This window comes from Martinezella lusitana, assembly GCF_010668395.1.
In the GTDB taxonomy this organism is placed as follows: domain Bacteria; phylum Pseudomonadota; class Alphaproteobacteria; order Rhizobiales; family Rhizobiaceae; genus Rhizobium; species Rhizobium lusitanum_A.
Genome location: NZ_WUEY01000039.1, coordinates 16,435 through 29,949 on the forward strand (window position 1 = coordinate 16,435; position 13,515 = coordinate 29,949).

The 13,515-nt window shown below is 57.1% G+C and carries 14 protein-coding genes; 7 read left to right on the top strand and 7 right to left on the bottom strand.

Features of this window, described 5'->3' with window-relative positions:
* Nucleotides 1-314 precede the first annotated feature (314 nt).
* Both GR212_RS35230 and GR212_RS35235 read right to left on the bottom strand, forming a co-directional pair.
* A complete protein-coding gene (locus GR212_RS35230; RefSeq protein ID WP_163994467.1) occupies nt 315-1,505 on the bottom strand; it encodes an OpgC family protein in 1,191 nt (396 codons plus the stop codon).
* Between the two features lie 174 nt (nt 1,506-1,679).
* A complete protein-coding gene (locus tag GR212_RS35235; protein ID WP_163994470.1) occupies nt 1,680-1,895 on the bottom strand; it encodes a hypothetical protein in 216 nt (71 codons plus the stop codon).
* Nucleotides 1,896-2,364: 469 nt separating this feature from the next.
* Between GR212_RS35235 and serA the strand changes: the two genes are divergently transcribed.
* Entirely contained in the window at nt 2,365-3,603 is a 1,239-nt protein-coding gene (gene serA, locus GR212_RS35240) for a phosphoglycerate dehydrogenase (RefSeq protein WP_163994471.1), read from the top strand.
* A gap of 589 nt (nt 3,604-4,192) precedes the next feature.
* On the opposite strand, the gene GR212_RS35245 is transcribed toward serA, so the two are convergent.
* Nucleotides 4,193-4,822, bottom strand: coding sequence for a hypothetical protein (locus tag GR212_RS35245; RefSeq protein WP_163994474.1), 630 nt, complete (start codon nt 4,820-4,822; stop codon nt 4,193-4,195).
* A 109-nt stretch (nt 4,823-4,931) separates the two neighbouring features.
* On the opposite strand from GR212_RS35245, the gene GR212_RS35250 reads away from it, so the two are divergent.
* From GR212_RS35250 to GR212_RS35270, 6 genes are all read left to right on the top strand, one after another.
* A complete protein-coding gene (locus GR212_RS35250; RefSeq protein ID WP_163994495.1) occupies nt 4,932-6,164 on the top strand; it encodes a putative DNA modification/repair radical SAM protein in 1,233 nt (410 codons plus the stop codon).
* Complete coding sequence (locus GR212_RS35255; protein WP_432444436.1) at nt 6,164-7,636, top strand: UdgX family uracil-DNA binding protein; 1,473 nt, start codon at nt 6,164-6,166, stop codon at nt 7,634-7,636. Before GR212_RS35250 ends, GR212_RS35255 begins: the two co-directional genes overlap by 1 nt.
* Before the next feature lie 354 nt (nt 7,637-7,990).
* On the top strand, nt 7,991-8,152 hold the full coding sequence (locus GR212_RS37420; protein WP_246726210.1) for a hypothetical protein: 162 nt from the start codon (nt 7,991-7,993) through the stop codon (nt 8,150-8,152).
* A 104-nt stretch (nt 8,153-8,256) separates the two neighbouring features.
* Nucleotides 8,257-8,550 (top strand): NAD(P)H-dependent oxidoreductase, encoded by a 294-nt coding sequence (locus GR212_RS37425; protein WP_246726212.1) that lies wholly within the window; start codon nt 8,257-8,259, stop codon nt 8,548-8,550.
* Between the two features lie 301 nt (nt 8,551-8,851).
* Nucleotides 8,852-9,844 carry a YihY/virulence factor BrkB family protein gene (locus GR212_RS35265; protein ID WP_432444435.1) on the top strand — a complete coding sequence of 331 codons (993 nt, stop codon included), beginning with the start codon at nt 8,852-8,854 and terminating at the stop codon, nt 9,842-9,844.
* 108 nt (nt 9,845-9,952) lie between these two features.
* Nucleotides 9,953-10,390: a hypothetical protein gene (locus GR212_RS35270; RefSeq protein WP_163994482.1), complete on the top strand. Its 438-nt coding sequence runs from the start codon at nt 9,953-9,955 to the stop codon at nt 10,388-10,390.
* 31 nt (nt 10,391-10,421) lie between these two features.
* Here the strand turns inward: GR212_RS35270 and GR212_RS35275 are convergent, their stop codons facing one another.
* The 4 genes from GR212_RS35275 to GR212_RS35290 form a co-directional block, all read right to left on the bottom strand.
* The gene (locus GR212_RS35275) at nt 10,422-12,110 is read right to left on the bottom strand and encodes a hypothetical protein (protein ID WP_246726215.1); all 1,689 of its coding nucleotides are present in this window, start codon (nt 12,108-12,110) and stop codon (nt 10,422-10,424) included.
* A gap of 432 nt (nt 12,111-12,542) precedes the next feature.
* Nucleotides 12,543-12,926: a type II toxin-antitoxin system VapC family toxin gene (locus GR212_RS35280; RefSeq protein ID WP_163994487.1), complete on the bottom strand. Its 384-nt coding sequence runs from the start codon at nt 12,924-12,926 to the stop codon at nt 12,543-12,545.
* Complete coding sequence (locus tag GR212_RS35285; protein WP_113372627.1) at nt 12,923-13,180, bottom strand: type II toxin-antitoxin system Phd/YefM family antitoxin; 258 nt, start codon at nt 13,178-13,180, stop codon at nt 12,923-12,925. Before GR212_RS35285 ends, GR212_RS35280 begins: the two co-directional genes overlap by 4 nt.
* A 204-nt stretch (nt 13,181-13,384) precedes the next feature.
* Nucleotides 13,385-13,515 (bottom strand): transposase domain-containing protein (locus tag GR212_RS35290; protein WP_163994489.1); only part of this gene is annotated, 131 nt, incomplete at its 5' end.

The window sequence follows — 13,515 nt, forward strand, 5'->3', positions numbered from 1 at the left end:
TCCTTTAATGCGAGGTCCAGGCCGCCAAATTCGCCGCCGGCGGATATTAAGTGTGTTGCGATCGCTGCGTCGCCATCGGTGAGAAAGCCCAACGCATTCCGTCAAAGGTATTTTTCGAAGCGAAGCACAAGATGAACTTTCCCGGTCTCATTGCGCCTGATGGCGCTTCGCCAGCGTGGTGCACCAAGCTGCACGCACTATGCGCCCGATCTCTTTGATATGCTGAGCAAACCGGGGAGATTTGTTGCCTCGAATTCTCGGTCAGATCGGTTTTCCCTTGACAATCGATTTTTGCGGCGTAACAGGCTCGACCGTCATCCGTTCGCGAGCCGGGGCGGCGGACCTCCAATGAAACGATTGCGTTCGCGCCAAAGCGCCGGGAGAGACAGCAACACGATCGACGTCAGCGCGATAAACGTCTTTGTCAGCTGTGAGAATTCCGGCGTTTTCTGATCGACATAGAAGACCATATAGACAATCGCAACGTGCCAAATATAGACGTGCAGCGAATGCCGGCCGAGAAGTCGCAGGAAACTTAGCGAGAATAGCCATATGACGACGGCGGCGAGTTGCCTAATGAGCGGCCGCTCGTGACGCGGGCCGGCGATCAAAAGCCACGCTAGTCCCATGCCGACAGCGGGGAAGCTTATGAGATAGACTGGCCCGAAATCCGCCCGGATCTCCATGGTTGCAAACTTGTCGAGAACGAACTGCGGCAGCAGGTCGTGCGCAGTAGCGATCCGCAGCGGCAGAAAAAAAAGGCAGATCGTCAGCGAGAGTTTCGGAATCACTGTCGCTCGGGGATTGAATATCCTCGACCAATCGATTTTCCGCGTCGACGTCAGGACGCCCAGGACAACTCCTGAGAAAAATACGATCTGCCAGCCGAACAGATTGAAGCTGACGCGGATACCCTGCTGGTCGCTACCTATGATCCAGGAATTAACCGCTTCCGTCACCAGGCGCTGCAGACCGAGCTGCCCGGCCATCCAGAGGATGACAGAGCCGACGGCGACATAGGCCCATTTGTCCTTCAAGCAAAGCCAGATGATCGGCGGCGCGAAGATCATGTATATGATATATTGCGGCAGGATATCCATAAAGGTCGGCTGAAACAGAAGCGCGCCGATTGCCGCAAGGCGGAGCGGATCGTCAAACGTCGTGAAGCCTAACCATTCGTACCAGATCCGATAGGCGCCCGGCAGGATCATTTGTGCCACCAGTACCGCCATCACGATCCCCATCGCATAGCGATAGAGCTCGAAGGCACGAGCCCATACTCTCTGGCTGGCGGCGTTATAGCCGGATTTCTCCATCTTCCGACCATAGACCATGCCGATCAATAAGCCGGACAGAAATACGAAGCCCTGGGCGTCTTCGACAAAGGCCAGTTGATTGTGATTGATCAGTAGCATCCAGCAGCCACCGACGAAGACAAGATGATTTACAAGCATGAATACGAGAAAATACCCGCGCAGACCGTCGATGATTTCGTACCGCTTCATGTCTCCCCCCGCGTTCGCAACAGGTGGCCGCACGCCGTTGATAAATTACCTCAAATTATCCTCGCATAAGAATGAAAGGCACGATGTGAATGCTATGTGAATGTTATCAAAAATCCTACTGTTGCAAGCATCGTGATCACGTACAAATGATCGAAACCAGGGAGGAGCAGCCATTCAGCCAAGGCCCTTTCGTTTTATCGGGCGTCGATTTGTCACCTCTGGAACGGAGCTGCCTAAATCGACGCTGCCGCTATCAGTCCCGGCTACAAACAGCATTTGCTGCCGGTCGCCGGTCTGCGTGTGACGCTCCTCGGGAAGCGGCAGAATTCGGGTCTTGAAGAACTTGGTCTGCCGAACCGTGATGGTGACGTCACCTGGATTGACGACCAAGATCCCATCTGGCCAACTCTCGCCCGCCGCAGAGCCGCGCAGTAAGCCAGCAACAGCATGGTGTAGATGCTCAACGGACGAAGTGTTCTCCGCGGTGAGGGGGATATGAACGGGCAATCTCGACCATGCGCCCTACATCGGCAGGAGAGTAGATATGGGGGCTTTCGCCACTGCCCGCGGACCTCCTTTGGGGTCTCGGATGCAGTTGACGCCGAGGAACTGACGCATTGCGCCGCCGCTGGATTTTTGCGAAGAGACCCTTAAGGTTTTCACGCGCGTATGCATTGTCGTGGCCGCCCATCGACCGATCATTACGCTCAGCGGCTCGGTTTCCAGTTGCAGGAACCGGTCGAACCGCAAGAGCCGCACTGGTTGCGACATTGAGGTGTTGGTATAAACCTGTCCGGCCACTTAAATACTCATGGGCGACTTCCACCACATCGACCTTTGAGAAATCGGAGCAACATCAATGACCCGTCAGCTTTCTCTCCCACGCGACCGAATTTCCGTGCTTCTGCTTGAGGGGATCAGCCAAACCGCAGCGGACTACTTTTCGGCGTCTGGCTACACCAATCTTATTCATCTGCCAAAGGCGCTCGATGATAAGGATCTCAAGAGCTATATCGCCGACGCGCATATCATTGGTATTCGCTCTCGAACGCAGCTGACAGAAGAGGTTTTTGAAGCCGCCAAAAAGCTGATCGCCGTAGGCTGTTTTTCCGTGGGTACAAACCAGGTCGATTTGGATGCCGCGCGGCACCGCGGCATTCCTGTGTTCAACGCACCCTATTCGAACACGCGCTCTGTTGCGGAACTGGTGATAGGCGAGATCATCATGCTGACACGGCAGATCTTTCCGCGCTCGGCTTCCGCGCATCAAGGTGGTTGGGAAAAGTCGGCTGTGGGCAGTCGCGAAGTCCGCGGCAAAACGCTCGGCATCGTCGGCTACGGTAACATCGGTTCACAGCTCAGCGCGCTCGCCGAAAGCATGGGCATGGTAGTGCGCTATTTCGATCTTTCCGATCGGTTGCGCCGGGGCAATTCGGAATCGATGGCTTCGCTCGGTGAGTTGCTCGAAATTTCTGACTATGTGACGATGCACGTTCCCGAAAACCCGTCGACGCACAACATGATCACCGAAACCGAACTGCGGCGGATGAAGAGGGGCGCCATCTTCATCAACAACTCCCGCGGCACGGTGGCCGATCTCGACGCGCTTGCGAAAGTCCTGAGGGAAGGACATCTGGCAGGCGCCGCCGTCGACGTGTTCCCCAAGGAGCCTGCGTCGAACAACGAACGCTTCGAGACACCGCTGCAGGGTTTGAGCAATGTCATTCTGACGCCGCATATCGGAGGCTCGACCGAAGAAGCGCAAGAGCGCATCGGCGGGGAAGTTTCAAGAAAGCTGGTTGAGTATTCAGATATCGGCTCGACAATGGGTGCCGTCAACTTCCCGCAGGTTCAACTGCCGGAACGTCCAACCGGCACGCGCTTCATTCATGTACACGAAAACCGTCCTGGCATGCTTATACAGTTGAACGAGATCTTCTCGTCGCGTGGACTGAACATCGTCGCTGAGTTCCTTCAGACCCATGGCGATACGGGCTATGTGGTGGTCGAGGCCGAAGGGATTTCAGCAAATGCGGACGAGATCCTTCAGGCGCTACGTGGAATTCCGGGAACGATACGCACGCGGCTCGTCTACTGACATCTGGCGAAGACCCAACCGACCTGCGACCGATTGTAGTTCGCTCACAAGGAGGTGTGAGCCTCCTTTAGGGTCTTGACGAGAGCTATTTCGCTGGGGTCGGCGTTAGGACTTTGAGATCAGCCAGGCCCCTATGTGTGGCCATGGCAGCCATGAGGCACTCGTAACTGTCGTGGCCTTCTCGAAAGAGATTGATGACGGCGGCCGCGGCAAGCTCCGCCCTGCTCAAGCGGTTCCAGAATGGCGATCCCTTCGCTGCGGGCCGCCGCGGTGGCTATTTTGACCGACCATGCTGGCGAATTTCCTCCATACCTCCTCGTCCGGAATCAGAATGCAGCATGACCAAGTCATCCTGATGGGAAGTCGTGAGTACCATGGAAGCCGGTGAAACTCGACCCGTCAGAACTCGCCGACGAAGCAAGTAACGTAATCACTGCTCTCGAAAACCATGGCTTTTAGGTTTCGTCAGCAACCATCTCCGCCTGACGTCTTGTCAAATGCGCGATCGCGTGGTTGCGCGAAGATTTAATCTTCGGTTTCCCGCTTATATCATCGGTCTCGATGCCGTCGGATATTCCCAGCACGTTCATCACCGAAGAAGCCCGTCGATGTCGAACTCTTCCCAGCCCTTCAGCGGAACCGCAGCCGGCGTCTCTTGACGGTTCGAAGCGCCCTTTGCGTCTCGGGCTTTCTTCGACGTCCGTGTCAGTTTTGCACGATAAGGCACCCCCTGTCTTTTCTCGGCCTTGACCTCAGCATCCTCGACACGCCACTCGTCCACTGCGCCTCGGTCGAGCAGGTCTTGGACGACCTTGGGATCGAACACATGAAACGTAATCTGGCGAGCGCGCCCATTCAGTCTGACGGTTCTTGTTCCAGCGCTCGGCAGGCGCCCATCGGCAAGCCAGCGATGCCGTTCGCCAGCCTTGATCCCCAGGATGTCCTGGATCTCACGAGGTATGATGGGGAGATCTTCGATGCCCGCCATCGCCTTGTTGACGGCAAACATTGCTGCGTTGAACCCTGTCTTTTCGCTCGCTGGCATCGCGAGGACCACGTCATTCCCATCAAGCGACAGTGCCTTTTTCGACGCGGGAACAAGGCGAGCCCGGAGTTCTTGAAAAATCCCCTTGGTACGAACCGATGAACCGAATGTGGCAGTGGACGACAAAGTCCACGTCTTCAACAACTCGGCGCCATCGTCCTGGATTCTGGGCATGCTCTGTAGATGGGATCGATTTGCGCGCAAGTCAACGACCTAGCACTTGGCGCCGCCGGGGGGCCAACTTCATTGACAAATGCGGCAAGAACGTTTAGTGAACAAAAGCATGAAGAAGTCGCTTAAAGAACGCTTGGCTATCCTTTCGGACGCGGCAAAATATGACGCGTCGTGTGCCTCCAGCGGAACGACAAAGCGCAATTCGTCTGCTTCTGGCGGGTTGGGCTCAACCGAGGGCTCCGGCATCTGTCACGCCTACGCGCCGGACGGACGATGCATCTCGCTTCTCAAGATCCTGATGACCAATTTCTGCATCTACGATTGTGCATACTGCATCAATCGGTCCTCCAGCAATGTCGCGCGGGCACGGTTTTCGGTCGAAGAGGTCATCTGGCTGACGCTCGAATTTTATCGCCGGAACTACATCGAAGGCCTCTTCCTGTCCTCGGGTATTATTCGCTCTTCCGATTATACAATGGAGGAAATGGTCCGGATCGCTCGGGAACTGCGCACGACGCACAATTTCCGGGGCTATATTCATCTTAAATCCATCCCCGAAGCATCGCCGCAACTGATCGAGGAAGCGGGTCTCTATGCCGATCGTCTGTCGATCAACATCGAACTACCGACCGATGCTGGGATCGGAAAGTTCGCGCCAGAAAAACGCCCCGACAACATCCGGCAATCCATGGGCAATCTTCGCCTCAAGATCGAAGAGATGGCCGAGCCGACATTGCTGACAAAGCAGCGGAAGAAGTTTGCGCCGGCCGGGCAAAGCACGCAGATGATTATTGGCGCTGATGCGGCCGACGACGCCACAATCCTCGGCACAAGTGCACGGCTTTACGGTAGCTACGGCCTGAAGCGCGTCTATTACTCCGCGTTCAGCCCGATCCCCGATTCCTCGAAAAACCTGCCGCTGATCAAGCCGCCGCTGATGCGTGAGCATCGCCTTTACCAGGCGGACTGGCTTTATCGTTTCTACGGATTCGACATCTCGGAAATTACTTCGTTGCGACCCGACGGCATGCTCGATCTTGACCTCGATCCAAAGCTGGCCTGGGCGCTTGGCCATCGGGATCGCTTTCCCGTCGATGTGAACCGCGCAGATAAGGAAACGCTTCTGCGTGTACCTGGGTTTGGCACCAAGACCGTCAAGTCTATCCTGTCGACGCGGCGCTTCAAGCGGCTGCGACTGGAGGACGTCGCACGGCTCGGCGTGTCGTTGAAAAAGGTGCAGACGTTTATCCTCGCAGAGGACTGGACGCCACATCGCTTGATCGATCGCGCCGACTTGCGATCAGTGTTCATGCCGAAACCGGAACAGCTGTCCTTGCTATGATGGAGACCTGCTTTCTTGAAGGACGCGGCGATCTGTCCGAATGGCGCGATGCGGCGCGACGGTTCCTGGCTGCTGGCCTCGAACCCAAGGCGATTGATTGGCGGCTGAGAAACGAAGAGCAGGGGCTGTTTGGAGGAGATCTCGGCTTGCTGAGGAATTCCGATGCGCCGCCTCTCCCGTTCACAACGACCACTACTCAAATGTCGGTCCCACCCGCCTTCCTTCGGTTGGCGGACGCCGTTGTCTGTCACTCCGATCCCGGCCGATTTGCCCTGCTTTACCGGCTTCTCGTTCGCTTGAAAGCGGAACGACATTTGCTGGATGTGAAGACCGATGCAGACGTCGCATTGGCCCATCGCATGCAAAAATCCATCGATCGCGATTATCACAAGATGACGGCCTTCGTCCGCTTTAAGGAAATCCCCCTACCTGCCGGCGGCGCTGGCCGGCGGCGCTTTCTCGCCTGGTTCGAGCCCGATCACTTCGTCGTCGCTCGCGTCGCACCATTCTTCAAACGTCGTTTCAACGACATGGACTGGATCATCGCTACGCCACGCGGCTCGGCATCGTGGGACGGCCAAACTTTGCGGACCTCGACCGAGCCGGCGCAAAAGCCTGACATTTCCGATGAAACCGACGAACTCTGGCGCACCTATTACGCTTCGATTTTCAATCCCGCGCGATTGAAGGTGAAGATGATGATGACGGAGATGCCAAAGAAGTATTGGAAAAACCTGCCGGAGGCAGAACTCATTCCGAGCCTCATCGTAAGCGCGGAAACCAAGCTCATCGAAATGGGGCGGCGGCAAGCAACCGAACCGCTCCCCTTTCATCATCGCCTGCAGGAGGCTGCGGCGCGTGTGCCGGATGCACCGATAGCCGAAGCCGGCACGATAGAGGCACTGCGCGGGGAGGCGAGGCGCTGTACGCGTTGTGATCTCTACTGTCGGGCCACGCAGACGGTATTCGGCGAAGGACCTGTCGATGCGAAGGTCATGATCGTCGGAGAGCAGCCCGGCGATCAGGAGGATCTTGCTGGCCGGCCGTTTGTAGGGCCTGCCGGCCGCGTGTTCGATGAGGCTCTGTCCCTTGCCGGTCTAGAAAGGCAGGAGCTCTACGTCACTAACGCAGTCAAGCACTTCAAGTACGAGCCGAGAGGCAGGCGGCGCATCCACCAACGACCCAATGCGGGGGAGGTCGAGCACTGTCGCTGGTGGTTGACGCGTGAAATCGATCTGGTCAAACCAAAGCTCGTTGTGGCCATGGGAGCGACAGCGCTCTTTTCGTTGACGGATCGCAAGGACCGCTTGGAAGACGTTCGCAGCCGGCCAATCGTTATGGATGCGACGCAGACGCTGTTCGTGACCGCCCATCCGTCTTACTTGTTGCGAATGCCAGATAAGGTCAGGCGAGATGAGGAGCTGGCGCGCTTTCGTGAGGATATAAGCCGGATCGGCAGGCTTGCGGCCTGAAGCGGCCCGAACGCTTTGAATTGCAAGGCGCTGAGGTGACACAGGTAATCGGGAGGGCTCGGCTTGGATTCGAACCAAGGCTAACGGGATTTGCTGTCCCGTACGTAACCAGTCCGCCACGAGGCCATAGACGTTTTTAGCAACATTATCGTTACTTCAGGGTTAGCGGGCGTTACCCCGGCGTACTGCGACTCTACGATGAAGGCAGGCATGTCCCGCGCATACTATCGATCGGCCTGCATCTGAGGATCATCGGTCGGCCGGCGAGGATAGAAGGGCTCGGCAAGTTCCTTTCACATCCGACCGCTGCCGAGGGAGTTTATCGTTTATGTGCAGCCGGAACCGACGTCATTGATGCGCCATCTCATAGACGTTGGCATCGACGCGCTTCAGAAGCAGGGCCACGAAGTCCTGACCTCCGATCTATACGGCATGAGATGGAAGGCAGTATTCGATGCCGACGGTTTTCCGAGCCGCGTTGATGAGCGGCGCCTGTCCTTCATCGACGAATCCTGACATGCCTACAATGATGGCTTGCAGATAGCCGATGTCGTCGCCGAGCAGGAGAAGCTCCTGGCGGCGGACGCGGTCATCCTTAAATTCCGCTCCGGTGATTCGGCATGCCGGCGATCATGAAAGGATGGATCGAACGGGCCTTTGCCTATAACTTCGCCTACGGCTACAGGGATGCCGGTAACGCCTATCGCTATGGCGAGGGGATATTGAAGGGTAAACGGGCGATGCTGTCGGTGATGTGCGGCGGGCCAAAGGAAGATTACCTGCCGCGTGGCATCAATGGGCCGCTAGACGGGCTTCTCTTTCCGATCACTCATGGTAATCTCTTCTATATGGGAATGGAGTTTTGCCGACGTTTGCCGTCTACGGTAAGGGCTGCCTCGATGCGAATGGCGTAGTCGCGGCTGAGGAAGAATGGCGCCGAAGACTGATCCGTCTGTTCCAGGATGATCCCATCCGTTATCACCACGAGAACGGCGGCGACTTTCGGGACCGACATGTCATGGCGGATCATGTGCCCAGGCAAAACCGGTGCGGCCCATATCGAAGACACCAAGGACTCGGTTGCGCCGGTGCAGGCTCACGGGCGATCGAACTGATACAGGCATGGCTGGGGAAACGAAAGCGTGTGCCCGCCGCCGCCTTCGTTCGAACATTTTGCACTTCGCATGCGTTGTACCGTCCAGCGAAACAGGATCGATGACAATGAGCGACGGTCGGGAGAGCATGCCGCGGCAAGCCGTCGAAAAAGGTCGAGGCCGGCATGCCGACTCACCCAATGAGATTCCGGTAAAAGGACTGCGCGACGTGTTCTGGCGCGTCGTCACGGCGGTCATGATTGACCGGGTCACTTTGATCGCAGCGGGAGTAACATACTTTCTGTTGCTGTCGCTGTTTCCGGCGCTTGGCGCACTCGTTGCGCTCTACGGGGTCGTTGCTGATCCGACCACCATCATGGGCCATATCAGCTTCCTCGCAAGCGTCTTCCCGCCCGGCTCCTTCGACCTTATCCTCAACCAGTTGACCGCGCTCACCCAGCAGAAGACATCGACGCTCAGCTTCGCGTTCGTCGCCGGCCTGGTGATTGCGCTCTGGAGCGCCAACAGCGGCATGAAGGCATTGTTTGATGCGATGAACGTCGCCTACCAGGAAGATGAGAAGCGCAGCCTGGTCGGCCTCAACCTCCTATCACTCGCATTCACCTTCGGCGCACTCATCATTGCCATCGTTCTCATCGCTGCCATCGGCGTGCTGCCTGCGGCTCTTGCCTATCTCTGGCTTGACCGCTGGCAGGAGCTTCTCGCGCGCTTCGGTCGTTGGCCGTTTATTCTCGTCTTCGTCGGCTGTGGCATCGCTGTCATCTATCGTTATGGTCCAAGCCGCGAGCAGGCGAAGCTCAAATGGTTGAGCTGGGGGGTCGTGTTCAGCACGCTCCTGTGGCTAGTGGCATCCATCCTGTTCTCTTTTTATCTCGAGAACTTCGCCAATTACAATGCGACCTACGGCACCCTCGGCGCGCTTATCGGCCTCATGGTCTGGGTCTGGATATCGGTGATCATCCTGATCGTCGGTGCCGAGCTCAATGCCGAACTGGAGCACCAGACGGTCCGCGATTCCACGACTGGCCCACCAAAGCCAATGGGAGAACGCGGCGCTTTCGTTGCCGACACCGTTGGAAAGGCTGCCGATTGAACGGCGGTTCAGGTCAGGAATTAAGACCGATTTTCGAAGCTGTCGACGTGTTCACTCCATTATTTCTGCCATCGACGGAGTGGGCGGCACTGATGAGTAAACCGAGCCTTGCTATCGGCCTGGTATCGGCTGCGGTCTAATGTTCTGGTGCTGCGCATATATCAGGAGCTTCGGGACGACTATCCGATTATCATTTGCGGCGCGGCATTGCTTGCCTTTGCTGCCGGTAGGAATATCGCCATTTTTATCGTTCCAATGATGTTCCCACTGTTCGCCGGCGCGCATGTCGAGCTGCCTTACACGGTGGTGCGAATCGACGGCTTTGAGAGCAAAGACTGCCGCAGACCGATCAAGCTTGAGGGATTGCCTTTGATGTTCAGAGAACTGTGCGGCTTCCCCGATAGCTTTAGGCAGAGCCTTGCACCCGGCATGGGCTTGAGCGTTGCAGGTTACGGAACGCGCTATGGTCTCTATGTTGAGAGTGCCCGTCTCGCAGATCCCGCATTGCCGGGCGATCCCGGCCAGTTGCGTGGAGCTTGGGATTAGGCCAATTCTTTTGAGCCGGGACAGCGCGGCATCAGTGAAGATTTTCTTCGATGGTCTTGTAACAGGTATCGCTATTTCCGATGTCGGCCTTCGTCAGCGGTTTCCAATCATCTCGATCAAAATCGAAATACTCAAGGAAGCAGCGACCGGAATCGTAGCTGAACCATTGAGCCGCAAGCAGGCGGCTTTCGAGACTGTAGTCCAACGCAAGATACATGTTCGCCTCGCCGCCGCGCGGAAAGCTCGCCGGCCGGCCGGTCTTATTGTCGGCGACGATTGCGAAGGAGCATCCCATTCCGCAGCCGATCTGAATAAGGGTGTAGTGCCCTGCAAAGTTGGGGCCTTGGCGCATGCCATCACGGATGCGAGTTCTGAAGGAATTGAACTGGCGGTCTCGCCCCTTGAAGTCCGGCAGCATCGTCTTCCCGGCAAATCGGCCTGAGATCGGAAAGTCGGCCGGGTTCTTCCGCACCACACTCGACGCGCCTGATGCGTTGGCGCTCGCAGCTACTTGCTGCGACGATGGGACGTCACATGCATGCCAGTCCATTTGATAGCCATACTGGCCTTCGCGACCGAAGCACCAACCGACGGTCTGAAGCTTTGCTGCGATGCGCTCGCGTCGGTCACAGGCTGCCAGAGTGTCAGCCGAATCTCCACTACCACCGCGGCATGTTCCATTTTGCTCTTGCCACTGCGCTATCAGGCGGATCGGTGCGGAGGCTCCCTTGTCGGTCTCGCTGACCTTTCCGCTCTCCGATACGATTGTTCCGGTCTTCACATCCCAGACGAAGGCGAACTCCGCCGTCCCCGATGATATACGATCGCCGGCGCGCTTTGCGTACCAATCGACATTTCCTTCGATCCTGCAGGTATCGGAACAGTTGATCTTCAGAGACTGTAGTCTTTCGCTGTATGCCCGGATCGGCCATCGTGTCGCAAAGTCGCGCTTCGCAGTGACCACCTCACCTTTGGGCGTCGCTTTTCCGTAGAAATCCACGTTCTCGCCATACGCCTTTTCAATGAATACGACCGCGTCGGTGTTTCCGCGAGACCAGGCGTCATAGTAGGCAGATATGAAGGCCCTGGCCTTCTGCTCGTCTGTCTGTGCTGCAGGTTCCTGCGTCGCGGAAGAGGAAACTGCCGGCGCAGCCGCTCCTGCTGCGGCAAGCCGACCGGCTATATCGTTGAGGTTGCCGAAGGTCACACCATAGCTTTGCATCTCGCTGGCGGTGAGATATCGCATATCGTCGCTGGGTACGGAGAGGCTGACCTGAAGCAGCTTCGGATCGACGCCCATTTCCGTAAAATACGACATTATCTGCGCGGTCATCGTCTGTATCGCAGCTACGGCGGTGGGGCCGTCGAGCCCGGCCCCGGGCGCAAACGACGATTGATGAACACCGATGGCACCCGGCTCTGCTTGGCGGATCACCCCGCCGACGAATGCCAGCGTGCAGGCGGATGCGCATTGGCTAGCACGCAGCTGAAAGGTCGCCAGCCCGAGCGACCGGATCATCCTGCCGTAAGCCATGGCTACGAGGATATTGCCGCCGTTGCTGTCAAAGGTAACGGTCTTGGCGCCGCTTGCTGCGACCTCCTTGGAAAGCTGCTGAGGATCATCCGACTGGCTGAATTCACCCTTCAACAGAAGAATGGGAGCGGCGTTTTCGATTGGTATCCTCTGTATCGTCATGTCTGCACGCGCCGCGCCGAACAAGGTTGCGGATGCAAAAAGGGCCAGAACGGATTGACGCAGGAACACCGGTACTTACCCCGAAAAACACCAGATGCATGTTATCGCATCAACTGCAACGCGCAATACCAAATGCGATATTTCGCCTCTTCGATGGATGTCAAAACGAGTTGGAGAGTTGCGCATGGCCCTCAAGCTCGAAAAATCACGCTGCACTTCCCAAGCGAGACCGAGATCGCTACGTCGTTGCAGTTCGCCCGTGGAGGCCGCAGGCCCCCGGTCGGACACTCTATCGAGGCTAAGTCGACACTTGCTATTGGAAAATTTGAGGAGGGAAACACTTCATAACCACAGGGTCGTCGGTTCGTACCCCATCAAGAGCAAATAGATGTGAATCGGATGCTCCACGCCTCTTCAACTTCCAGTCAGTTGGCCCGTTTCGATCGAGAAGAGGCGCTAACGAGCCCGCCGAACGTCAGTCTGCGTAAAATCTTCGCCCACATAAAGCAGAGGACAATCGTGCTCCTTGGCGACTTCATACGAAAAGCAATCGCCATAGTTCAGCCCAGCCGGATGAACACCCTTGCCCCATCGGCCGTAGGCATGAGCTACTCGACGGGCGGCCGCAGCTGTTACTGATACGATCTCGAAGCCGAGGCCCGAAATGAGTAGGCTGACTTCTTCGCCGACATTGCGTCGTGAGGCTACGATGAGGGCTTCAGCGACGGTGCCGGCAGAAATCAACAGTCGATCCGCCTCTTCGATTGCCGTCATGCAAGCTTCGCCCTGCGGCTCGTCGAGCACAATCGCCATGAGAGCTGATGTATCAACTGCAATCATGCCGGCATCCCGTCATCGTCATAAAGAAAGTCCTGGCTGCGGGCGGCCGCTGGTCCTTGAAGCGCTTTGGCTACGGCCGATGCCCTGGCTTTCTCCATCAATGCGCGCCGCCCCTTCAGGCCGGGTGAGACCGCGACGGCGACCAGGCGCACGATCTCATGGCCGCGACGGGTTAGGATGACCTCATCTCCTGCTTCGGCTCGCTTCACCAACTCAGTGAGTTGCCCTTTGGCCTCGCTGACAGACACGCGCATCACCTAGACTCCTTTAAGCTTTCGCATGTTTTCTCCCAAGAAATGGTCTATGACTTGGTCTAAGTCAAGGCCGCGGGCGGAACCGTGGCGAGCGCAGTCCGGAAGCGCCCCCAAAATCGGATCCCGATCGGCCAAAGCCGATGTCTGTTGCTGGGGGATTTCAGACGGATAGGTCTTTGTACCGTAAGCGATGAACTGAGGCCGTTAGTTCTGGAATTTCCAGGGCATGAGAGCCTCGATATCGCTTGATGGCCAGCCGGCCGCGATACGTTCAAGGGTCTGCGTTAGCCAAGCGAGCGGATCAACATCGTTCATTTTGGCGGACTGAATGAGGG